This window comes from Paenibacillus sp. PAMC21692, assembly GCF_014303795.1.
GTDB classification, from domain to species: Bacteria; Bacillota; Bacilli; order Paenibacillales; family Paenibacillaceae; genus Pristimantibacillus; species Pristimantibacillus agaridevorans.
The window spans coordinates 25,742-49,552 of record NZ_CP060293.1 but is presented as its reverse complement, the minus strand read 5'-3'; the positions used below and the strand labels follow the sequence as shown (position 1 = coordinate 49,552).

Genomic DNA, 23,811 nt, shown 5'->3' with positions numbered 1-23,811 from the left:
AAGTTTTTATCGCCAAATAGAATATTGGTTTTCGATTTCTCGAAAACTTATAAATTCTATTGTGGTAAAGAAATGTGCTGCCCAATATGGTTAATCGAGAAGGAGTGTATTGAATATGTCTATTATCGTTGACGTATACGCACGCGAAGTGCTGGATTCCCGCGGGAATCCGACTGTAGAAGTTGAAGTAGCCCTGGAATCCGGCGGCAAAGGCCGCGCGATCGTGCCATCCGGCGCTTCCACTGGCGCTTACGAAGCCGTTGAGCTTCGCGATGGCGACAAATCCCGTTACCTCGGCAAAGGCGTAACGAAAGCCGTCGACAACGTAAACACGATTATTGCTCCTGAAATCATCGGCCTGGACGCGCTTGATCAAGTCGCGATCGACCGCAAGATGATCCAACTGGACGGAACGCCGAACAAAGCGAATCTGGGCGCTAACGCGATTCTGGCTGTTTCCATGGCTGTAGCCCGCGCTGCTGCCGATGCTCTGGACGTTCCTCTGTACACATACCTGGGCGGATTTAACGCTAAAACATTGCCGGTACCGATGATGAACATCATCAACGGCGGCGAGCATGCCGACAACAACATCGACGTGCAAGAGTTTATGGTTCTGCCGGTTGGCGCTTCCGACTTCAAAGAAGCTCTTCGTATCGGCGCGGAAATCTTCCACAACCTGAAAGCCGTTCTGCATGACAAAGGTCTTAACACGGCTGTAGGCGACGAAGGCGGCTTCGCTCCGAACCTGGGCTCCAACGAAGAAGCGATCACAACGATCATCTCCGCGATCGAGCGCGCAGGCTACAAGCCAGGCGTTGACGTATTCCTGGGCATGGACGTTGCTTCCACTGAATTCTTTAAGGACGGCAAATACGTACTGGCCGGCGAAGGCAAATCCTTCACGCCTGCCGAGTTCGTTGACCTCCTTGCATCGTGGGTTGAGAAATACCCGATCGTATCGATCGAAGACGGCTGCTCCGAAGACGACTGGGATGGCTGGAAGCTTCTTACCGAGAAGCTGGGCGGCAAAGTCCAACTCGTTGGCGACGATCTGTTCGTAACGAACACGGAGCGTCTGTCCTCCGGCATCGAGCAAGGCGTGGGCAACTCCATCCTTGTTAAAGTGAACCAAATCGGTACGCTGACTGAGACATTCGACGCGATCGAGATGGCTAAACGCGCTGGTTACACTGCGGTTATCTCCCACCGTTCCGGCGAAAGCGAAGACAGTACGATTGCAGACATCGCTGTTGCAACGAATGCCGGCCAGATCAAAACAGGCGCTCCTTCCCGTACGGACCGCGTAGCGAAGTACAACCAATTGCTTCGCATCGAGGACCAACTGGGCTCGACGGCGCAATACGGCGGCAAAGCGGCGTTCTACAACCTTAAAAGCTTCAAATAAGCAATTGGCTTACGCGGCAAGCGGTCTGTCCTGGTGAGGGGGCGGGTCGCTTGTTTTTTTGACCACATAAGAAAGTATAAGTTTTCGGTCTTCGAAAACGGCTTTCTTATTGGCGATAAAACTTACCTTTAAACGCGGTCGCTCATCGTCGAGAGGCCTCGATTGAGGTTTTCTTATTGTACGGGAAATAATGCGATATACCAGCTGTGGGCGAACGAGCAGCTGTAGACGTTAAAAACGCCGATGGAGCGGAAATTAACTCTGATTAGCATCCATGGGCGTTAATGTCCGTTAGAAGGACACCCTCGAACAACGGAGGGATCGAATCACCAGTCAAGGTAATGTTGTTCAGCGCGCCGCACGCCTCCCACCCCCACCCCCCGCCCCGCACAAGAAGAATGACAGCCGTTCAGCTGTGTTTGGATGGTAGGTGTTCCTGCCGCAACAAAAAAGCTATTCTTGCAAGTCTAGGATGACTTTGCAGGAATAGCTCTTCGGTTAATCGATTGTTGGCAAATGAAAATAAAACATTAAGAGATCAATTCAGCATGCACAAGCAGCTTGCGGACCATAACCGCAACTTCCGCTCTGGTCACGTAGTCTATTGGAGCAAGAACATTCGTACTTCTGCCGGTTACGATCCCGGCTTGCAGGCTGTCCGCAATGCCGCTTATGGCCCACGCCGATACCGCATTCGCATCTGCGAACGATTGAAGACGTTCCAAGGAAGCTGGTTCTGCAATTGGCCCCGCAAGTTTCATCGCCCTTGCAATGCTCGTCATCGCTTGCTCTCTCGTCACGCGCTCCGATGGGCGGAAGCTGCCGTCCTCATATCCAGTGATCAGGTTATAAGCATGAGCGGTGCTTACCGTGCCATAATACCAATTCGTTGCCGCCACATCCGCGAAGGAGGTTTCTCCGCCTTCCGGACTCAAGCCTAGCGCGCGCACGATAATGGCTGCGAATTCAGCGCGTGTCATGTCACGATCCGGTTGGAACAATCCGCCGCCGATTCCTTTGATGATCATTCGCGAACCCATATCGTTAACCGCATCTTTCGACCAATGCGATTCGACATCGGAATAAACAACGTTTTTTCGGATGACCGCATAAGTGCTGTTGGTCATGCTCATGATCCGTGCATAGTTTTTGCCGTCAATCGTCACGATCATCGTTGGCACATGCCGTACTGTTCCATTGGCCTCCAAGACGACTCCGGTGGTTGCAAGCGCGGGATTAAAACCGTCAGGTAGCGGGATTAATCTCTCCACGTAGGAGTCAAACGACGAAACAAGGATCGATTTATCGCCGTGAACGACTTTTACTTCAAAGCTAACCGGTGGACCTGCGAGAGAAAACTTATTTTCCTTCGCAGCGTTTTCAAGAGCGGCTTGTGCCCCCGTTTCCGGTTCTGAAATTTCAAGTTGAATCGTGATGTCCTTCGGTACGACGGATGTCCCAAAATGTTTTATCAAAGCCTGAAGATCGATCAGACTTGTATGGATCGAATAGATCGCTTTGCCGGATTGAAGACTCAAAACGGCTTGTTGCTGCGTCAAGCTTTCGAATAACTTTCCGTTTAACGCGCCGATCGAGGAATGGGATTCCCCTTTGATCGGGATCGTTAAGACGGAACCGGCTTCCGTACCGAGAAGTAATCGACTCAGCTTGTCTGCAGACAATTCGACAGTTGTAACGGAGCGGCCGTTAACGATTTTTGTGGTTGCGATTCCCGCGCTAACAGCTTGTCCGTTGATCAGGACATCCACGCCATTCGTTGGAAGGATTGGACCAACAGGAACGATGGGAGCCTGAGGATCACTGCTGATAATTTGCCACTTCGCATACAACGTTATATCCGCCGCAGCCATAGGGAACGTAGCACCGTCTGTATAGTTCGTTCCGCTGCCATCCTCTGCGGTGTTCCAGCCCGTGAAGGTGTGGCCCGCGCGCACCAGATTTCCTGTGTTTCCAAGTACGGTTATAGTCGAACCGTTCTCATAGGCACCATTGTCTACAGGAACTGTGCCATCCGTGCTTCCGTTTCCATCATAGGTCACCGTGTAGGTCGGGTTAGCGGTCCACTGCGCGTACAACGTCACATCCGCCGTAGCCATAGGGAATGTTGCGCCAGCCACATAGTTCGTTCCGCTGCCATCCGCAGCGGTGTTCCAGCCCGTGAAGGTGTGGCCCGCGCGCACCAGATTTCCTGTGTTTCCAAGTACGGTTATAGTCGAACCGTTCTCATAGGCACCATTGTCGACAGGAACTGTGCCATCCGTGCTTCCGTTTCCATCATAGGTCACCGTGTAGGTCGGGTTAGCGGTCCACTGCGCGTACAACGTCACATCCGCCGTAGCCATAGGGAATGTTGCGCCAGCCACATAGTTCGTTCCGCTGCCATCCGCAGCGGTGTTCCAGCCCGTGAAGGTGTGGCCCGCGCGCACCAGATTTCCTGAGTTCCCAAGTACGGTTACAGTCGAACCGGTCTCATAGGCTCCGCTGTCGACAGGCACCGCGCCACCCGTGCTGCCGTTGCCGTTATACGTCACCGTGTAGGTCGGGTTAGCGGTCCACTGCGCGTACAACGTCACATCCGCCGTAGCCATAGGGAATGTTGCGCCAGCCACATAGTTCGTTCCGCTGCCATCCGCAGCGGTGTTCCAGCCCGTGAAGGTGTGGCCCGCTCGTACCAGATTTCCAGTGTTTCCAAGTACGGTTACAGTCGAACCGGTCTCATAAGCCCCGCTATCGACTGGTAACGCGCCACCCGTGCTGCCGTTCCCGTTATATGTCACCGTGTAGGTCGGGTTAGCAGTCCACTGCGCGTACAACGTCACATCCGCCGCAGCCATAGGGAATGTTGCACCCGCCGCATAGTCAGTTCCGCTGCCATCCGCTGCAGTGTTCCAACCCGTGAACGTATACCCAGCTCGCACCAGATTTCCTGTGTTTCCAAGTATGGTAACCGTCGAGCCGGTCTCATAAGTACCGCTGTCGACAGGCACCTCGCCACCTGTGCTGCCATTGCTGTCATAAGCGACGACATAAGTATTTGGAGGTGACATGTTTTGCAAGTAAGGATACCCGCTGTTATTCTCCGGATCCATAGCCCACACCTGGTCGAAATCCCAGCCCGCACTGTCAAAGGTTTCTTGATTCTTCATCTCCGCTGTCGTTTTCGCGGTTCCGAGTAACGAATGGGATGCGGGGGGCGTTAGAAGCTCGGAATTGTAGAAGCTCTGCGTAATGGTACCGTTATGATTGATCCCGACCAGGCCGCCAGCCCCAGTAGCTCCAGTAGAATTAACATCTACTAAATTAATCTGCCCGATAGCGTAACTGTCTTCGATGAGCCCGTAAACATTGTTTTGATTAATATCAAAGGAATTATAACCCACGAGACCGCCAACCATATTGACTCCAGTAACGATTGCATTGGCATGGCTGGTGCGGATGGTGCCGTTATTCTGTCCGACAAGCCCCCCTACATGGGTGGTCTTGCTTGTAACGCTTCCCGTTACGAAGTTGTTGATGGCGGTTCCGTTATTGTAACCGATTAATCCGCCCGTCCGGCTTCCTGCTTGAATAGATACGTTCTGCAGCAAAACGTTCGAAACGGTTCCGGACAAGCCTGTATATCCAAATAACCCGGCATCATTCTCGTCTTGCCTGTACAGGGTCAGATTAGCGATTGAAAAACCGTTACCGTCGTATTGCCCAAGAAACGGCGCGAAAGAGTTGCCGATCGGCACCCAGCCCTTGGATCCATCGTCGTTAGCAAAGTGGGCCAAGTCAATATGGGCGGTTTGCTTGAAATGTATTCCCGCGCCGGTGTTGTAATACCTGACCTGATCCAGCAGATCGGCGTTCGCAATCAGATAGGGATCCGATGCCGTGCCGGAGCCTTCCATAGAAAGAAGATTGCCTGCGACATGGACGTTGTAGGTCTTGACCGATTGATCAGGCGCTGTCACTCGGATGGCTATCCGATTACCGGAGGCACTCAAATCTATTGCCCCGCTAGCTTCTCCGCTTAGAACAGGCTGCCCGTTGACCGTTATCTCCGCAGCCGGATTGTATGGGGCTGCTGTTACCGTCAAGCTGGTCGTTCCGTCAGGAACCACTGCTCTGTAGTCCGTCTTGCCGGGCATGAACGATGAAGGGCGTAGCTCGCCTTGCGATAATTGAAGCCCTATCAAGTCGGTATCGTCATCCGAATGGATTAAACTCGGCCCGGAGAAGAGGCGCCATGAGAAATCCGACAGCTGCTTGCCGCCCGTGTTCACTTTGAACGTCACGAGACCGGCATTTGTAAAGGAAGAATATCCGCTGACAGGATCTTGATCAGTCCTGCCATCCTTGGGATCGTTGTTATAAAAAAGGGCGCCTGATGCTTGAGCGAATACCTCGGTGCGGTCATGCACCGGGTTGTGATCAGCGTCATAGATTTCAAAGACGACATCGACATTCCCCGATACTGTGCTGCTTGTTTGCAGGACGGCAAAGGCTGCAGGTTTGTCGGGTTTGGATTCATTTACATTCTCAACGTTTACTTGATTAGGCGAAAACGGGTAGCTATATGTGGGTACCCAACTCACTCGATGGTCCGTGACAAAGGCACCGACGATCGTTTTTCCTGTAGGGTTTGGAATAGTGACGCCTGAAGAACCCTGCTGACCGCTTGTCGTTGTTGCGGTCGTTCCATCCGAATAACGAAGATAGATTTGATAGGAGTTCGATAAATCCGCGTCCAAGTTGAACGTAACCGACGTGCTGTTCGTTATGCATCCGCTTAATAGCAGACAGCACATCAGCATCAATAAGAATATCTTTTTTTTGTTTGTCGCAAGCATTTCTTCACCTCAACCTTTAAATTTCCGACCTTTGGGATGGGCCAAAATGACTAACAATCCTCAGTATAAGCAGGTTTTCGACAAATCGGTATCCCCCGAATGGGGGGCAATGTCGAAAAAGCCCCCAAAATGGGGGCTAGACAATTGTATGATGCAGTCATCGTGCATATGAGTTTACTCCTCGAAGATATGCAGTTCTTTGACACGTTGCAACGCTTGTACGCGATTGCTGACATTCAGCTTGCGGTAAGCGTTCTTGAGATGCCACTTCACAGTTTCTGCGGCAATATTCAATTGATCGGCAATTTCCTTGTTCGATAAACCTTTCGTCATCAAGCGCAGCACCTTGATTTCCTTCTCTGTCAGGGCAGCCGTTTTCGGATGTGTTTTTTCGGGGGTATCATTAGCGGTGCGGGCTTCGGTATTGGGGCGGTGGAGATCAAGCGATGCGGCGATCTGTTTTTTTCTGATTTTGTCCAATGTCTTGGCGAGCCGCTGTTCCGTTACCGGCTTCTTCAAGTAATCCAGCGCGCTTAGCTCGAACGCCTCTACCGCATAATCGTTATATCCTGTCACGAACACGACACCGATGTGAGGATGAAGCTCGAGCAATAGGCTGCAGAAATTCATTCCGCTAATTTCCGGCATATAGATATCCAGGAATACGATGTCAACCGGATGGCTCACCACATATTCGTAGGCTTCTGCGGGATTCAAGAAGGTTCGGCAAACGTCGATCTCGCCGGTTTCGGCGAGCAGCATGCTTAGTCTTTGTATCGCCAACTCCTCATCATCTACGATGATAGCTACTGTCATTCGTCATCCTCCCGTCTTCACGGACGTTGTCGCAGGAATTTCAAACCAGACCCTCGTACCGCTGCCTTCGACACTTTCAACAGATAAGCTTCGCCCGTACAAGAGCTGGAGACGCCTGTGAATGTTCCAGAGACCGATTCCTTTGTTCTCGCCCTCCGTCCGGAATAATTGATCAAGCGTTGTCGCGCTCATCCCGCAACCGTTATCCTCCACGGTAAAACGGACATGTTCTCCGATTTGCGTTGCTGTAATGATTACCTTTCCGCCTTTTAAGGTGGGCATGAGACCGTGTTTCACTGCATTCTCGACGAGTGGCTGCAGAATCAGCGGAGGTATCTGCAATTGCGGATCGGCTTCTATCTTATATTCAACATGCAAGCGCGAGCGATAACGAACCTGCTCGATATTGAGATACGCTTGCAACATCTCTAATTCGTTCTCGAAGGAGGTGAGGGAATCCAGTTTTTTGAAATCAAAGCTTCCTCTCAAATATTGAGATAAATCCAGCGTCAGCTGCTCCGCCAATCGGGGCTCGCTCCTGCATAACGCGGCAATCGAATTCAAGGCGTTCGATAGGAAATGAGGGTTGATTTGAGACCTCAGTATGGCGATCTCTGCATCCTTGGCCTCGGATTGGAGCTGCCGGTTCCTCCGCATCATACCCTTTACGGTTTCCCCCAGGGAGACAAAGAATAGGACGCATATTACTGCAACACTAATATAAATGAGCTGCATTTGAATAAACGGGTAGGAAATTCCGCTAATGATCGATACGGCCAACAAGGCAGTCATACTATACAATAACGCCAGCATGACGGCTAATTGTATTCTCCCTCGCAGTCCGGCTGTCTCGAACCGTCTCTGGGCGATCAGAATGACGGGCATGCTGATCAAGAGAGTGAGCGAAGTCGTAAAGAAGCCCGGATCCACGCCAAGATACAACCGATACAGGATGATTAAACCGGATAAAAGCAAGCCTGTTCGCACGCCGCCATACATCGTACCGAGCAGCAGAGGCACCATTCGGATATCCATGCGGATGAGCGAATCCGAATAAGCGGGGAACGTCATGCAGAACAGCAGTGCCGTCCCATACAGAAATGTCAGAATCGTACCGGCATGGGCATCCTTCCAACGTCTCTCCGCAAAGAAGATTTCGTAGGCAAACATTAAAACGACCATCAACGAAATTTGCAACAGAAAATCTCGAATTATATCCATCATGAGGGATCACCTTTTAAAAAAAGCATAACATGCAAATAAATAACCGCCAACGGAAAATGCCGTCTGGCGGTTAAGGATTGGCGATGACTTATTCGGAACGATAGTGGATCTGGAGTGGCCGCTTTACACCATTACAGCCGTACCGCTGACAGCGACCATCAGCATGCCGTCGCGGATGACCTCGTAGTCGATGTCGGTACCGATGATTGCGGTGGCTCCAAGACGGGAGGCCTTCTGCGTCATCTCGGCGAAAGCGGCGTCGCGCGCCTCCTGCAGCTTGGACTCGTACGCGCCCGAACGTCCGCCGACCATGTCGGTGATCGAAGCCATGAAGTCCCGGAATACGTTTGCCCCCATAATAACCTCGCCCGTGACTACGCCAAGATATTGTCTGACCGGATGTCCCTCAATCGTTGAAGTTGTTGTAATGATCATTTTTGTTTGCCTCCTAATTAGTGGTATGTTGCCCAGTTTGAATATTTGTTAGTACGCGACAATAGCTGCTTACGTTTCTTTCTTGCGCGTAATGCCGGCTACATGTCCCGGGCCGAGCAGCGTCAGCTTGGACAGGATATCGGCCATCTGCTCCGGAGGCAAGTCCATGCCGTTGTCCAGCCAGTTCTGAATAACGCCGAGATGGGCGGAGCTGACGTAAGCGGTCAGGTAATCAGCCGGAACGAGCACTTCCCCTCCTGAGCTCGTCAGAATAGGTAAAGCACGCTGCCTGATTACTTCCCTGAGCCGTTTCTGGAAGGATGGATCTCCGCCCGCCCCAAGGATGACGCGCATAAATGGCGCGTTTTCCTGCAGATAGACAAATAGCTTGCACACGAACGGAGACGGATCGATCGCGCCGTTGTCCTGATTGGTCCACTTTCCTTGCACCACGTTCTGGAACCCCTCGGCCGCCATCGATTCGATGACTCCGATAATTTCCGCTTCGCTCTGCTCCAGCAAGTCGTATTTGTCCCGGTAATGGATGTAGAACGTGCCGCGATTAATATCTGCTCTCTCCGTCAGATCCTTTACCGTAATGCCGTCGAAGCCCTTCTCCTCCATTAGCGCCGTCAGCGCGTCTCGAAGGACCCGTTTCGTACGCAGTACGCGCCTGTCCGGCGTCGGTGTATCTTCGCTCAGAGGCAAGCCCTCCTTAGACAGTATTCGCCGATCTGTTTAGTATGCGGCATTTCGCGAAAACTTGATTATTGTACATAAGACTAAAATCATTATAATCTACAGTGTGAATATTAATCAACACGGTGTTTATTTAAGATAAGGTAAAGGAGAGTGCCGATATGCAGGTGTTTAAAAACAAATTGCTTCTCGCATCGCCGTTGATCGCCATGCTGGTTTTGTTTATTTTCGTTCTGACTTTGTATCCGTCGGCGACGATGAAACCTGTCTTGCTGCCGATCGCCATCGTCAATCTGGATGAAGGGGCTGCGTTGCCGGACGGTACGGCGATTAATATGGGAGACCAGCTTGTCGAACAAATGAAACAAGCTCCCGGTATGGCTGCCGAAGGCGAGGCATCGCCTGTAAAGTGGGTGCCGCTCGAATCGGTCGAGATTGCCAGGGAAGGGATGGATAACCGCGACTATTACGGAGCGCTGATCATTGCGGCCGATTTCAGCGCGAAGCAGGCATCGCTCAGGTCTCCGGCACCTCAGCAACCGGAAATCGAAGTGTTGGTTAACCAGGGCATGAACGCGACGGCCGCCAATATGGTTGCTCAAATGGTAAGCGGCATGGTTGGCAAGCTAAACGCAACGATTAGCGCGGGGCTGCTGCAAGAGCTTGAAGCGAGCGGAGTGACGCTTAAGCCTTCCCAGGCGGCGATTGTTGCTTCGCCTATTGTAGCTCAGATTGTCAACGTGAACGAGATAGGGGCGAACGCGGCCAGAGGCAATGCGCCGATATCGTTGTTCCAGCCGATCTGGATGGCTAGCATCGCTGGCGCTGCCATCGGCACGCTAGTGGTTGGCAAAGCAGCGGCTTCCGCTTCCTCAAGGAGAAGCAAACTCGCGGCCCGACTGATCCAAGCGGGAGTCGGCGTCGTTCTCGCGCTATTGTCGGGATTTCTAGTCACATGGCTTGCGAACGGCTTCCTGGATTTGGGCGTCCCGAACATGGCCGATATGGGATTGTTTATATCGTTCTCGATTCTGGCGTTTTTCCTGATGATCTCCGCCATCCTGTCGTGGACGGGAATCCGGGGCATCGTACTGTTCGTGCTCCTTTTGTTTTTCGGCGCTCCGCTTCTCGCGCTGCCGGCAGAATTTATGAACGGCTTCTACCGGGACTGGATTCATTCCTGGTTGCCGATGCGGTTCATGGTCGACGGCTTACGGGAATTGTTCTTCTTCGGCAACGGCTTCGAATGGAACGAGTCGACGGCTGCGCTATTCTGGATCAGCGCGGGAAGCCTGATCTTACTGCTGCTCTCCGCGTTGAAGCCTCAGAAGGTCTCAAGCGGAGCTGAGCTGGCTACATCTGCATCTTCGTAAGCCGGGCCCGTCCTATTGTAAATTGTGAACAGCTATGGTAAAATCGATTTATGTGTTTTTACGGAGTGGTACGCTGGAGGTGGATGGAATGGATATCGCATTGAAGATCCTGCTCGTTATTTTCTCGGTCGGCTTGATCGCAGTCGTATTGTTGCAAAAGGGTAAGAGCGCCGGGTTGTCCGGAGCGATTACGGGCGGTGCAGAGCACCTGTTCGGCAAGCAGAAGGCGCGTGGCCTGGACTTGTTCCTGCAACGTCTGACTGTTGCGTTGGCAGCCGGGTTTTTCATTTTGGCGCTGATCGTTTCTTATTTCGTTAATCAATAACATAAGATGTTTAGTAAGATGAAGACGGGGGTTTACCCCGTCTTCTTTTTTTGTGTGTGGAAAAGAGCATCCAATATATTTTGCGTGCTGAGCGGGGATTGGCGATAGCAGGCTGCGGAGGCATGTCGAACGCGTGGCTGGATTACGCGGCTCGGCGGGAGAATGCCGAAATTGTTGGCTTGGTCGATATCTATGAGGAGGTGGCCAAGGCGATGGCGGAGAAGCGGGGGCTGGATGCGCTTGTCTTTACGAGTCTTGGCGAAGCGTTGGCGGCGACGGAAGCGAATCTTGTATTGGACGTGACGATCCCGGCTGGATGAAATGTTCACCGCTCTGGAGGAAGGACGTCCGGCAGAAACGGATAGCCTGGACAATATAAAAAGCGTGAACATGGTGTTCGGCGCTGTTCGAAGCGCCAAGCTCGGGCAGAAGGTACTGTTGTAGGTCGCCGTTATATGGTCGGAATATAGAAAAAAGTCGCTCAGATGGTGCAAATAGTGGCGAGTGAGTGAGAGGCCGTCGATTTATTGTGCAAAGGTGAATTTGCGGGCAAGTGTCCGGTAAAAAATGCGACTGTAACGGAAATGAAAGGCGTTATTTCAGCAAAAATCGGCACTTCGCAAATCTAATGGAACTGACAGTCCTTATGAGGGGCAAAAGTCCACGGTTTGCCTGGATTTCTCACGAATAACGTCGCAGAGTTCCGGTAGATTTTAAAATCACGTCAAACGATCCATATAAGGGCCCTCAATTCCGTTACCACGCTGGCGATGATTGATTGCAGCTTCATTTCCGGTTTTGCACACTATGGAACGAGGCCTCAGTGAGTCCGATAGATTTTAGAAACATCATCTAATCGAAGGATAGCGACGCTCTTGCCCGTCAGGGTGCTTTTTTCTGCCCGGAAGGAAGAGGCGGCTTAGCCGTTTTTTATTGTACTTTAGCCCAAACGGACTACATTTGATAAGGCGATTAGCCTATTTTACAGGAAGATGGTTGACAATTATTGATATAGTCAATATGATAATATCAAATAGAAGTTGTTGGAGGGTGTACCGACATGATCGCGTTAAACGGAGTGCGGCTGACGTTCAAGACGTTCCCGAACGGGGAGACGCTGGTGGACGGCGGAGAGATCAAAGGATTGGCTAGAGAGAACAATCTGCTCGACTTTAAATACGGGAACGATGGCGACCTCATCAAGCTGATGTTTGTTAAGAAGCACTTGGACGAGATGCGGAGTAAGGTATCCTTGCTCATTCGATACATGCCATACAGCAGAATGGACCGGACGGAAGGAGACTCCGTCTTCACGCTGAAGCATACGGCGTCCTTCCTGAACGGACTCGGCTTCGAGGAGATTACGGTGGTGGAGCCGCATTCCGACGTAACGACCGCGTTGCTAGACAGGAGCAAGGCAGAATATCCGACGTCCTTGCTGCTGGCACGGGTGATGGAAGAGACGGGCTTCGACGCTTCGCGAGACTTCTTGTTTTTCCCCGATGCGGGGGCGCAGAAGCGTTATAGCAAGGTGAAGGGATTTAAGCAACTGGTGGGATTTAAGTCGCGGGACTTCGAAACCGGCGAAATTCGCAGTCTGGAGCTTGTCGGGAACATCGACGCAACAGAGTTTAAAGCCATCATCGTCGATGATCTATGCTCCTACGGGGGGACGTTCCTCCGGAGCGCCGAGCGGTTAAGAGAGGCAGGGGCCTCGGAAGTTTACTTGCTGGTCGGCCATTGCGAAGATGCTGTTTTCAAAGGGGATATGCTGGGAAGCGGGCTCGTGGACAAGGTGTTCACGACCGACACGATTCTGGATGCGGCGCAAGGAACGGAACGTATTCGTATAACTGAAATCGGAGGGATTTTATCATGACTGACAAATTCGTATACCCGGCAACGCTGTTGTGCGACTTCTATAAGGTAAGCCACAAAAACCAATATCCGAAGGGAACGGAGCTCGTCTACTCGACCTGGACGGCAAGAACGAGCCGCCTCGCGGACGTGGAGCATGTAATCGCGTTCGGTTTCCAAGCTTTTATTAAGGAATATCTGATCGCCTACTTCGACGAACATTTCTTCGGGCGGCCCAAAACGGCGGTTGTCGAAGAGTACGCCCGGGTGATCCGTCACGCGCTGGGCGTCTCGGATCCGGATGCCAGCCACATCGCGGAGCTGCACGATCAGGGATACCTGCCGATCCGGATCAAAGCGGTGAAGGAAGGCACGCCGGTGCCGATCAAGGTGCCGATGCTGACGATCGAGAATACGAAGCCGGAGTTCTTCTGGCTGACGAACTACCTGGAGACGCTGATGTCGTGCCAGTTGTGGATGCCTGCCAACAGCGCGACGCTTGCGTTCGAGTATCGTCAAATCCTGGAGGAATACGCGCTCCGCACGAATGGCGATACGTCGTTCGTCCCTTTCCAGGGGCATGATTTCTCGATGCGAGGCATGGGCTCGCTTGAGGCGGCGATGGGCAGCGGGGCGGGCCACCTGCTGTCGTTCACGGGGACGGACACCATCCCCGCGATTCTTTACCTGGAGAATTACTACGGCGCGAATATCGAGGCGGAGCTGGTCGGCACGTCGATCCCGGCAACGGAGCACAGCGTCATGTGCGCGCACGGCCGCGACGAAATGGCATCGTACCGCTATCTGATCAAGGAAGTGTACCCGAACGGCTTCGTGTCGATCGTATCGGACACATGGGATCTGTGGAGCGTCATCGACGTCGTCATTCGGGGGCTGAAAGAGGACATTCTAAGCCGCGACGGCAAAGTCGTCATTCGTCCGGACAGCGGCGATCCCGTGCTTATCCTTTGCGGCGACCCGGACGGCGAAGACGAGTTCGAGCGCAAGGGCGTGATCGAGCTGCTGTGGGAGATTTTCGGAGGCACGGTTACGGAGAAGGGCTACAAGCAGCTCGACAGCCATATCGGCGCCATCTACGGCGACGCCATCACCATCGACCGTTGCAGGGAGATCTGCGAGAAGCTGGCGGCCAAAGGGTTCGCGTCGACCAACATGGTCTACGGCATCGGCTCGTTCACGTACCAGTATAATACGCGGGATACGTTCGGCTTCGCGCTGAAGTCGACGTTTACGGTAGTTAACGGCGAGGAAAGACTTATTTTCAAAGATCCCAAGACCGACAGCAACAAGATGAAAAAGTCGCAAACGGGGCTTGTACGCGTCATCGAAAAAGAAGGCGTCATAACCTATGTGGATAACCTCAGCAGAGAGCAGTACGAGGCTTTCCCGGAGGTCGATCTGCTGGAGGATGTATTCGTGGACGGGAAGCTGGTGCGGGAGCATACGCTTGGCGATATCCGGGGCAGGCTGCTAGCGCAACTACAATAGGTCGCAAGTGACATGGCACAGGCGCCGCTTGGCAAAATATTCTGCGTGAAAGATTGATTGTCTCCTATTTCGTGTATACTACATGGTATATGACTATCTATCAACCGGCCGCGAATGCAGCTAGCGTCCTGCTAGTCTGGCGAGAAGCGGCGGTTCACGAGGGGAAGGCCATCCATGGTGGAACGCGAGCAGGAACTGCTTGATTTTATGAGAGAGACGGCTTACAAGCCGATGACGTACCAAGAGCTGGAGGCGCACTTCGGCATAGAGGGAGCGGCGGAATTCAAGGAATTCCTGAAGCTGCTCAACAAATTGGAGGAAGAGGGCAAGGTGCTCCGTACGCGTACCGAGCGTTACGAGGTGCCGGAGCGGATGAACCTGCTTCGAGGCAAGATTCAGGCTCATGCCAAGGGCTTCGCTTTCCTGATCGCGGACGAGAAGGATCATCCCGACGTCTACATTCACGCCAATGATCTGAAAAGCGCCATGAACGGAGACATCGTCCTCGTCCGCATTACGGCAAAAAGCGAGGGCGGCGGCCGCATGGAAGGCGAGGTTGCCCGCATCGTGCAGCGTGCCGTCACGCAGGTCGTGGGCACGTTCGAGAACCACGAGGTATATGCCTTTGTTATCCCGGACGACAAACGGATTAACCGGGATATTTTTATCGCGAAGGGTGAATTCAAGGGCGCGGTCACGGGACAGAAGGTCGTCGTACGCATCATCTCGTATCCGGAAGGGCGCTCGGCGGCTGAGGGCGAGATCGTCGAAATTTTGGGACACAAAAACGATCCCGGCGTCGACATCTTGTCGATCATTCGCAAGCACCAGCTGCCGGAAGGTTTTCCGGACGATGTAATGGCGGAGGCCGAAGCGGCTCCGGATAAGATTACCGAGGAAGAGATCCGCGATCAGGGGCGCAGGGACCTGCGCGACGAAGTCATCGTCACGATCGACGGCGAAGACGCCAAGGATCTTGACGATGCCGTACATGTGAAGGTGCTGGAGAACGGCAACTACTTGCTGGGCGTCCATATTGCCGATGTCGGCTACTATGTGCGGGAGAAGTCCGCGCTGGATCAGGAAGCGTTCCGCAGAGGCACCAGCGTGTATCTCGTGGATCGCGTGATTCCGATGCTGCCGCATAGGCTGTCCAATGGCATCTGTTCGTTGAACCCGCAGGTAGACCGGCTGACGTTGTCTTGCCATATGGAATTTGACGCAAAAACGTTGAAGCGCGTGAGTCACGATGTATTTACGAGCGTCATTAGGACGACGGAGCGGATGACGTATTCCAATGTGCGACGGTTGCTGACGGCTACCGAAGAAGAGTCGGAGACAGAGCTGAAAGAGCGTTATGCCGGATTGCTCGACATGTTCGCTCTGATGGAGCAGCTCGCGATGCGGCTGCGGTCCAAGCGTATGAAGCGAGGCGCGATCGATTTCGACTTCGTGGAGTCGAAGGTTCTCGTGGACGAGAACGGCAAGGCGGTCGACATCGTCAAGCGCGAACGCTCCGTGGCGGAGCAGATCATCGAAGAGTTCATGCTCGTGGCGAACGAGACGGTGTCGGAGCATTTCCACTGGCTGCGCGTGCCGTTCCTGTACCGGATCCACGAGGATCCCGATCAGGATAAGTTGATGACGTTCATGCAGTTCGCGGCGAACTTCGGTTACGTCGTCAAGGGCGGCAAGGGCAACTCCGTTCATCCTCGCGCCTTGCAGACTCTGCTTGAGGAGATTCAGGGGACGAAGGAAGCAACGGTTATCTCGACGATGATGCTGCGTTCCATGAAGCAGGCGAAATACGATCCGGAGAGTCTGGGCCACTTCGGTCTGGCCGCGGAGTTTTATTCGCACTTTACGTCGCCGATCCGCCGTTATCCCGATTTGGTCATCCATCGCATCATTCGCGAGGTGTTGGAAGGCGGCGGGGCGCTGACGGAGGCGAGGCATGAGGCGCTGACGGCACGTATGCCGGACATTGCGCAACATTCCTCGGAGCGGGAACGTCTCGCCGTAGATGCGGAAAGGGACACGGACCGGCTGAAAAAGTGCGAGTACATGCTGGATAAGGTCGGCGAGGAGTTCGACGGAATTATCAGCAGCGTGACAAGCTTCGGCATGTTCATCGAGCTGGAGAACACGGTAGAAGGTCTGATCAGGCTGAGCGATATGTCTGACGATTATTACCACTTCCACGAGCTTCATATGGTACTGATCGGCGAACGCACCTCCCGAGTATACCGAATCGGAGATGAAGTGAAGATCCGCGTGTCGCGCGTGGATATGGATGAGTACAACATCGACTTCGAGCTCGTCGACATGAAACCTCGGGGCAGCTACAAAGGCGTAGCCGACGCTGGTTTCGGCACAGGGGGCGGACGCGGGGGCAAACGCGGCGGCTTCGGCAAGCGAAGCGATGACGGGCGCGGCGGACGCGGTGCCGGCGGCAGCCGCGGCGAGAGCGGGCGCGGAGGCGCTGGCCGAGGAGCCGGGAATGGCGGACGCGGCGGTGCTGTAGGCGGCCGAGGCCGTGGTGGCAATGCAGCAGGCGGACGTGGTCCGGGAGGAGCGCCGCAGGGCGGCAGAGGCCGTGATGCAGGTGCCGGCTCGGGGGCATGGCAGAACGCACAAGGCAGAGGACGCGATGGTGGCGCTGCGAACGGTGCCGGAGCGGGGCAGGAAGCGCGCGGCAAACGCGGGCGTGGCGGTGCCGGTTCCGGTTCGGATCAAAGCGGATCGGGCGGAGTCAATCCTTGGGTAAACGGCGGCGCATTTGACGCGGAGAACCGTTGGGTGGAATACCGCGAAGGCGAGGACGGAGCAGGCACTCGCGAGGGTGCGGGAGGCGCTTTCGATGCGCAAGATGGACCTCGCGAAGGACGCGGCTCGAGAGCCTCGAGAGTGCAGGGCGCCGAAGGCGGCGGCATCAACTTGTCCGCTGGCGGCAAGAACCGCAAGGACATGTGGGGAATGCCGATTCCGTCGGGCGAACTGCCTGAGCGTCGCAGCGGCCGGGATGACGGAGGCGACGGCGGGCATGGTGGCGACGACGACGGCTTCTTTTATAGCAACAGCCGCCAACGAGGCGGCGGCGGTGGCCGTGGCAAGCCGGGAGGCGGCAAGGGCAGAGCAGGCAACGGCCGCGGTCCGAGCGGCGGAGGCGGCGGTCGTCGCAAGAATACGACGACGAGCGGCATTTTCAACGCCGGGAAGGCTGGCGGAAATAGCGGTGAGGCTGCCCCGAGCGCAGGCAGTCCGGTAAAGAGCAAGCGGAAGAAGAAAAGCGGCGGCAACGCGACAGCTGCATTCGTTCGCAAAAATCGCAAATAGTCCAGTATAAGATAAGGAAGCAGAGGATATAATAAGACGGTAATGCTCAGGATTACGGGCAATTACGCGGTGTTGGAGGGGTGTAGTGCCCGTGATGCCGGAGCGTGCTGTCGGCTGGATGAACTGGGAAAATATATTTAGACTTGTCGCTTGCTTTTTGGCGGCGGGTATTATAAACTAAAGGCAATCGAATCGATGATATGAACCTGAATTCACATATTGAAAAGGGTGTCATTAGAGTCATGAAACCCTTTCCAATGTGTGAATTTTTTGTTTAATAACGAAACAGGCGCATATTAATACACTTTTTGGAGGTAATTCCACATGCAACAAGGTACAGTTAAATGGTTCAACGCTGAGAAAGGTTTCGGCTTCATCGAAGTTGAAGGCGGAAACGACGTTTTCGTACACTTCTCCGCAATCGTTGGCGAAGGCTTCAAAACTCTTGAAGAAGGCCAACGCGTTGAGTTCAACGTAGTTGAAGGCAACCGCGGTCCTCAAGCTGAAAACGTAGTTAAGCTGTAATAGCTTAATTCCGATGAGACCGTCCTTGACCATCCGGTTGAGGACGGTCTTTCTCGTTCTTGGTTGGTTTTTATGGGACTTATGCAGGGCATCATCGGTAGAAGATCTTTTAAGCCGAATGGTACTACGCAGTATCCTTGATTTCCCTATACAAAGTTGTTACAATGAAAAACACCGGCAAGCCTATGGCTGGAGATGCTGACCGAAAACGAGGTGAATGGCATGGGCGCTAAGAAGAACGACGGCAAGGTGCTTGCCCAGAACAAGAAGGCATCCCATGACTACTTCATCGAGGAGACTTTCGAAGCGGGCATGGTGCTGATGGGCACGGAGATCAAGTCGCTCCGGAACGGCAGGGCGAATATCGGAGATGCGTTCGCGACGATCCGCGACGGCGAGATGTTCATCCACAATATGCATATCAGTCCGTTCGAGCAAGGCAATATGCATAATCCGACTGATCCTACTCGGGCTCGCAAGCTGTTGCTGCACAAGGAGCAGATTCACAAGCTGCTGGGTTTGGTCAAACGCGACGGTTACGCGATCGTGCCGCTCAAGATCTACGTTCGAAACGGTTATGCCAAACTGCTAATCGGTTTGGGCAAAGGCAAGAAGCAGTTCGACAAACGCGACACCGCAGCCAAACGCGATGCGCAGCGCGACATCCAGCGTGCGCTTAGGGAGAAGCAGAAGGTGGCTCGTTAGTAAGAAATGAACAGCTTTACATGGTTGTTAAGACCAGCGTTGCCAGCAACAATTCCGAGCATTCTGTATGGATGCGTGGTATACTAAGTTTGTAGCAACGAGCAAGACTGGCAAATTGCAAGACATGAAGTTCTGGATGAACGACTCGTAGTAGTCGCCTCATCGTTAATCCTGGAGTCCCAGTGATCTGTGCTAATCGTTGGCTGTTTAGTTATTCGCTATATGCGAGGTGGCTGACAGGGTGACGTTTATGCCGCATCGGGGGCGTTTATGGATTCGACGGGGATTGGACGAGCGCGAGCCAGCGGGTAGCAGGGAGTCGTCTGCTTCATCAACGCTAAAGCCTATTAAACGGCAAACAACAAACAAACTACGCTGTAGCAGCTTAATAACCTGCACACGTGCTCTCGCTCTGTATCGCCCATGTACCGGGATGAGGGCCCAACTTTAGTGGGATACGCTGTCACATCTCCGCCTGGGGTGTGCTGAAGAAGACAATCAGGCTGACCTAGATCGAAGCTGGTTACGAAGCGTCGGCCTGGGTGACATCAAATTCGTGACTACACCCGTAGAAAGCCGTGTGGCGTGATCTTCGGACAGGGGTTCAAATCCCCTCGCCTCCACCAAACCTATCAGAGGAGACACCGTGTCAGGTGTCTTTTTTGCATTCTCGGTATACATGGCGGTTGGAAAATGGCGTTGATATTGGGTTTGTGCGGCTTGTGAGCATGAATCCGAGGAATCTCGGAAGGGATACGTTGCGGTGGGGCAATGGATAGCGAGGAAATGAAGCGAATGGTTGTTCGAATGTGCTTGAAAAAGAAAAAAACACCCAGCTCCGCCAACGAGGCTGAGAAGGGTGTTTTATGAGTATAGCCAGCTCTGCTGATGAAGCTGAGAAAGCTATACTCAACCGTAGTATTTCATCATAATATTATGTGTACGACCGCAAGTCAAACGATAATTGACAGTATATAGACATTGCATAATCAACCTATCAATCGCTTCCTATCTCAAGGAAAGAATGTAGAGGTTCTTGATATCATCCTAATACCCCGCCTATCGGCGTGCTGCTTTCAATAAACAGAGCATTTCGCAAAAGAGCCTCATTCGGGCGTAGTATCTCCTCTTTTTAAGATTTCTGCCTCAATACCAGCACATTGCTCTGTACACTCACAAACATCGTTGAGTCTCATATCCTTTATCGGGCATATTTCAGAAATCACTTTGTATATATCAAGGATATACGTTAATTGTAACCCCACATCCTATAAATGCAAAAATATTATTAGATTTTGACGTAAAAGAGTAATGTAATAATTACTACTTTGCTCATCAAAGCAAATCTTTCATTGCAATCGCGACAGTGCGATTCGTCTCGCGTTGCAACATGTATTTAGTAACCATTTATTGCGGTATCAAATACAAACCAAACGATTAGCAGCACTGTTGATAGTATGCAAATAAAAAATGCGGCAAGGAAGCTTGTTCCGCCTGTTCGTGTCAGAGCAAACGAGAGTTGTTGATGGTCTGTAGATTTGGACTGCAGACGTCGTATATGACGTTGGGAGTGGTTGTAATACCACTTATTTGCATCCATTCCAAATATGAAAGGCATGATGAAGGTAATCACTGCAAGTACTACTGCAATTAAGCCAACCATAAGCCATATAGCTGATGAATCCGAGGATATTGCTAGATTTATTAATCGCAGCAACGATACAGAGATGAATCCAGCAATGACAACGGCATAATAGATAGCCAACTGTCTATTCATTTTGCGATAAGCAAGCCAAAGAGGCCCAACGAAAAATGCAACCCAATTCCACCCTGCACGTTTCTGAGGAGATGCAGCAGAGTGCCACTTTTCGAGGTAATAATGACGGTTACTGCCTACAAATAATTGTAGCATCTCTCCGTCCGATAATGACTCGTATTGTTTGCTTGATGACGAGGATGAGTATGAAGCATTTTCTGATCGAGTCGCAGTTGCCTCCGATGATTTGCTCAAGCTTTTGCCGCAGGATGGACAATACCTGGTTTCTTCATTAAATGTAAGACTGCACTTGGAACAGTACATATCACAACCTCCAATAAGTATATGTATTTGATAATCGGGAGCGGTATGCCCCCGAATGTGCATTATAGGTTGATGCGTCGAATGGCTTTGTTATTATCGTCGTAAACAATGACGTTGCCTTGATTATCAAAATGGAGATGATTGATTTTGCGAATAGGGCTGCCGTCATTATAAACGAGATCATTCCCATGGATGAATGTGCTTAGTTTTCCATCTGAAGTGAGCTGATATATGGTTGATGCACTCGCTATATAGAATTTTCCATTATAGTTAGTAACACTATCGTAAGTGTTGCCACTCAAGGAAACTACTGTTTCTACTTTGCGGGGAAATAAAGTTATTTTAGACAGTGCACTGATGCCGGTATCAAAAATATGAACTTCATTGCCGTTAACAATGGCGTCGCTACGACCGTATAGGCTGACACCAGTTTGATCGTAATCTTGCCCTATCAATTCGGCCTCTACCCCTTGTTCCCCAGTATAGATAGCATCGCCCCTCCATGACCAGTCGTAACCATAAGTAATCTTTCCTGCTCCAGACGAAGTGAGAAATCTCATAGTGATGCTTGTACTACTATAACCAACCTTGAGGTCATCATCTGTTCTAAGCACGTAGGTTGCCATGGTCGCATTGTTCGTAATGTCGAACACGAAATCATTGTTAAATTCCCCTCGTTTAGAGCTAAGCCCAAGCAAATACATTTTATTGTCACTCAGACTATAACCGAGCTTGGAAGGGACAAAATACTGATGATCATATGATCGCAGCTCTTGATCGGCAGTTGCATGTGTCCAGTTGAATTGAGTGTCTATAGTTTTAAACGTCTCGACAGTTCCGTTGGAGCTATTAAATCGGCGGATTTTGCGTGCGGCTGCATCGAGAAAATAAACATTGTTATTCTTATCGACAATCATGCTGTCGACTCGATTAATCTTTGCCATTCTAACCGGACCGTCTATGTCACCTGGCCCAGTCCCGCCGACAAGAGTATCAACTGTAAACTTGGCTGCCGGTTCCGTTAGATCGGCCTCTTCAGGTGTTGTCGGTGTAGAGGGCTGCCCTGGCTGAGTTTCGGGTGACGTAGGCGTGGTTGCAGTACCATCATTATTACTGCCTACCTCCTTGTTGTCATTCCCGTACTGATACGCTCTCCAAAGCAGCACAGCCGCTTCTGCACGCGTGACGGTTGCCTGTGGGCGGAAAGTTTCATCTGCATAACCGGATACCAGACCATTCTCAACTGCAATGGCTATGTAATCCTTAGCTGATTCAGAAATGCCCTTATAGTCCGTGAACATTGCTTCCAGCGTGCTGTGGTCAGGTAGTCGTGTTACTTCGTATCCCTTCAACTTCACCAACGCCACAGTAATATCTTCTCTCAGAGCCGGTTGGGTCGGATTGAAGATATATTGACCGTTTGCCGTTCGATAGCCGGTCATATAGTCTTTAACGGATTCAACGAAAGGAGATGCCCAGTTTGCAATAGGAACATCGGAGAAGGACGAATAATTGACCTTTTTTGCTCCGATGCCAGAAGCCGTTACCATGATTTTGGCGAACTCCGCACGAGTGATAGTATTATTCGGACGGAATTTGTTATCGGGATATCCGTCCATAACTTTCCTGCTAACCATGTCGGCGATGTATTTATAGGCCCAGTGTGTTGAGGGCAAATCCGTAAAGTTCACGGTTGGACTACTGTCGGGTGTGTTCTCCCACTCTTCGCCGTATGATGGCATGGCGGCGACAGCAGTTCCGGCTATGCTGACGAAAAGAATAACTGATAGCAAGAATGGTAACAATCGTTTAAATGACATGTTGTTGTGCCTCCTTAAATGTGTAGTTTCTTCATTAGCTTTGTTGTCGTCGTTTGCTGAGCAGATTTAGGTCAAAATACAGATGTCCTCCTTTATGCAGAAAATGTGGATACTTGGAAATGCTAGGCAGGTCTATTATACTATTTATTACCCTTATAAGTGTATGTATTTATTATACTTTGATAGGATAAAAGTTGCAGTCACACTCTACTAAGCTGAGGTAGAGGTGATTTCGGATGGGAATGAAAGAGGCCGTAGGAGAGCAGATTCGCAAAGCAAGAAAAGTGAAGGGCATGACACAGGAACGGCTGGCGGAGCTATCCGGTCTTAGCTTCAGCTATATCAGCGATGTAGAACGAGGAACCCGAAACATATCGCTGGAATCACTGGAGAAAATCGTTACGGCACTAAACATCAAGCCGGCCCAATTGTTTGCTGATATTGACGAGGCGGTTCATCCAAACGATATTGTCCATAACAGGTTGGATTCCTTACATACGCTGCTGATTGATCGCGACGCGGACGAGATAGCCTTTGTTATAAAGGTCGCTCAAGAGTTTTTGATGACTGTTGAACGCAAGAGCAAGTCGTTGTAAAGCGGATGCCTTAAAGGGAATGAAAATGGCATATATTTTCCGGGTGTACCACCATGCATATGTAATAAGGGGAGGGTGTCCGTTTCATGCCCCACCCGGTTGAATAGGGACTGCTGTCTTCTGAATATATAGGAGATGGTAGTCCTTTTTGTTTTTGTAGCGGCATCATAATTAAATAAACGTTCACAACGCCTGCTTGGAAGATAAGCCGGGCTTTTTGTCGTGCCGTTTGACAGAGACAAGTTCC

At 51.8% G+C, this 23,811-nt stretch carries 17 protein-coding genes and 1 other RNA gene; 11 read left to right on the top strand and 7 right to left on the bottom strand.

Features of this window, described 5'->3' with window-relative positions:
* Window positions 1-115: 115 nt before the first annotated feature.
* Entirely contained in the window at window positions 116-1,408 is a 1,293-nt protein-coding gene (eno, locus tag H7F31_RS00205) for a phosphopyruvate hydratase (RefSeq protein ID WP_087571780.1), read from the top strand.
* A 530-nt stretch (window positions 1,409-1,938) separates the two neighbouring features.
* On the opposite strand, the gene H7F31_RS00200 is transcribed toward eno, so the two are convergent.
* From H7F31_RS00200 to H7F31_RS00180, 5 genes are all read right to left on the bottom strand, one after another.
* Window positions 1,939-6,264 carry an InlB B-repeat-containing protein gene (locus tag H7F31_RS00200; protein WP_187102509.1) on the bottom strand — a complete coding sequence of 1,442 codons (4,326 nt, stop codon included), beginning with the start codon at window positions 6,262-6,264 and terminating at the stop codon, window positions 1,939-1,941.
* Window positions 6,265-6,438: 174 nt separating this feature from the next.
* Complete coding sequence (locus H7F31_RS00195) at window positions 6,439-7,080, bottom strand: response regulator transcription factor (RefSeq protein WP_187102508.1); 642 nt, start codon at window positions 7,078-7,080, stop codon at window positions 6,439-6,441.
* Between the two features lie 3 nt (window positions 7,081-7,083).
* Entirely contained in the window at window positions 7,084-8,301 is a 1,218-nt protein-coding gene (locus H7F31_RS00190) for a sensor histidine kinase (RefSeq protein WP_187102507.1), read from the bottom strand.
* Between the two features lie 126 nt (window positions 8,302-8,427).
* The gene (locus tag H7F31_RS00185) at window positions 8,428-8,739 is read right to left on the bottom strand and encodes a YbjQ family protein (protein WP_187102506.1); all 312 of its coding nucleotides are present in this window, start codon (window positions 8,737-8,739) and stop codon (window positions 8,428-8,430) included.
* A gap of 69 nt (window positions 8,740-8,808) precedes the next feature.
* Complete coding sequence (locus tag H7F31_RS00180; protein ID WP_261800246.1) at window positions 8,809-9,447, bottom strand: TetR/AcrR family transcriptional regulator; 639 nt, start codon at window positions 9,445-9,447, stop codon at window positions 8,809-8,811.
* A 152-nt stretch (window positions 9,448-9,599) separates the two neighbouring features.
* Between H7F31_RS00180 and H7F31_RS00175 the strand changes: the two genes are divergently transcribed.
* The 9 genes from H7F31_RS00175 to ssrA all read left to right on the top strand — a co-directional run bounded on the left by H7F31_RS00175 (window position 9,600) and on the right by ssrA (window position 19,694).
* On the top strand, window positions 9,600-10,811 hold the full coding sequence (locus H7F31_RS00175; RefSeq protein ID WP_261800245.1) for a YhgE/Pip domain-containing protein: 1,212 nt from the start codon (window positions 9,600-9,602) through the stop codon (window positions 10,809-10,811).
* A gap of 88 nt (window positions 10,812-10,899) precedes the next feature.
* The gene (gene secG, locus H7F31_RS00170) at window positions 10,900-11,136 is read left to right on the top strand and encodes a preprotein translocase subunit SecG (RefSeq protein ID WP_087571782.1); all 237 of its coding nucleotides are present in this window, start codon (window positions 10,900-10,902) and stop codon (window positions 11,134-11,136) included.
* A 122-nt stretch (window positions 11,137-11,258) separates the two neighbouring features.
* Entirely contained in the window at window positions 11,259-11,456 is a 198-nt protein-coding gene (locus tag H7F31_RS00165; RefSeq protein WP_222622734.1) for a hypothetical protein, read from the top strand.
* Between the two features lie 740 nt (window positions 11,457-12,196).
* Entirely contained in the window at window positions 12,197-13,015 is an 819-nt protein-coding gene (locus H7F31_RS00160; RefSeq protein ID WP_187102504.1) for a ribose-phosphate pyrophosphokinase, read from the top strand.
* Window positions 13,012-14,502, top strand: a complete 1,491-nt coding sequence (locus tag H7F31_RS00155; RefSeq protein ID WP_187102503.1) for a nicotinate phosphoribosyltransferase — start codon at window positions 13,012-13,014, stop codon at window positions 14,500-14,502. The genes H7F31_RS00160 and H7F31_RS00155 overlap by 4 nt, the downstream gene beginning before the upstream one ends.
* A gap of 174 nt (window positions 14,503-14,676) precedes the next feature.
* A complete protein-coding gene (gene rnr / locus H7F31_RS00150) occupies window positions 14,677-17,838 on the top strand; it encodes a ribonuclease R (protein WP_397373607.1) in 3,162 nt (1,053 codons plus the stop codon).
* A gap of 324 nt (window positions 17,839-18,162) precedes the next feature.
* A complete protein-coding gene (locus H7F31_RS00145) occupies window positions 18,163-18,363 on the top strand; it encodes a cold-shock protein (protein ID WP_068678946.1) in 201 nt (66 codons plus the stop codon).
* Window positions 18,364-18,585: 222 nt separating this feature from the next.
* Window positions 18,586-19,068, top strand: coding sequence for an SsrA-binding protein SmpB (gene smpB / locus H7F31_RS00140; protein ID WP_087572268.1), 483 nt, complete (start codon window positions 18,586-18,588; stop codon window positions 19,066-19,068).
* Between the two features lie 260 nt (window positions 19,069-19,328).
* Window positions 19,329-19,694, top strand: a transfer-messenger RNA (tmRNA) gene (gene ssrA, locus H7F31_RS00135).
* A gap of 770 nt (window positions 19,695-20,464) precedes the next feature.
* Here the strand turns inward: ssrA and H7F31_RS00130 are convergent.
* Together H7F31_RS00130 and H7F31_RS00125 are read right to left on the bottom strand one after the other, a co-directional pair.
* On the bottom strand, window positions 20,465-20,980 hold the full coding sequence (locus H7F31_RS00130; RefSeq protein ID WP_187102502.1) for a DUF2628 domain-containing protein: 516 nt from the start codon (window positions 20,978-20,980) through the stop codon (window positions 20,465-20,467).
* 230 nt (window positions 20,981-21,210) lie between these two features.
* Window positions 21,211-22,968, bottom strand: coding sequence for an S-layer homology domain-containing protein (locus tag H7F31_RS00125; RefSeq protein WP_187102501.1), 1,758 nt, complete (start codon window positions 22,966-22,968; stop codon window positions 21,211-21,213).
* A gap of 236 nt (window positions 22,969-23,204) precedes the next feature.
* Between H7F31_RS00125 and H7F31_RS00120 the strand changes: the two genes are divergently transcribed.
* Window positions 23,205-23,564 (top strand): helix-turn-helix domain-containing protein, encoded by a 360-nt coding sequence (locus tag H7F31_RS00120; RefSeq protein ID WP_187102500.1) that lies wholly within the window; start codon window positions 23,205-23,207, stop codon window positions 23,562-23,564.
* The last annotated feature ends 247 nt before the right edge of the window (window positions 23,565-23,811 follow it).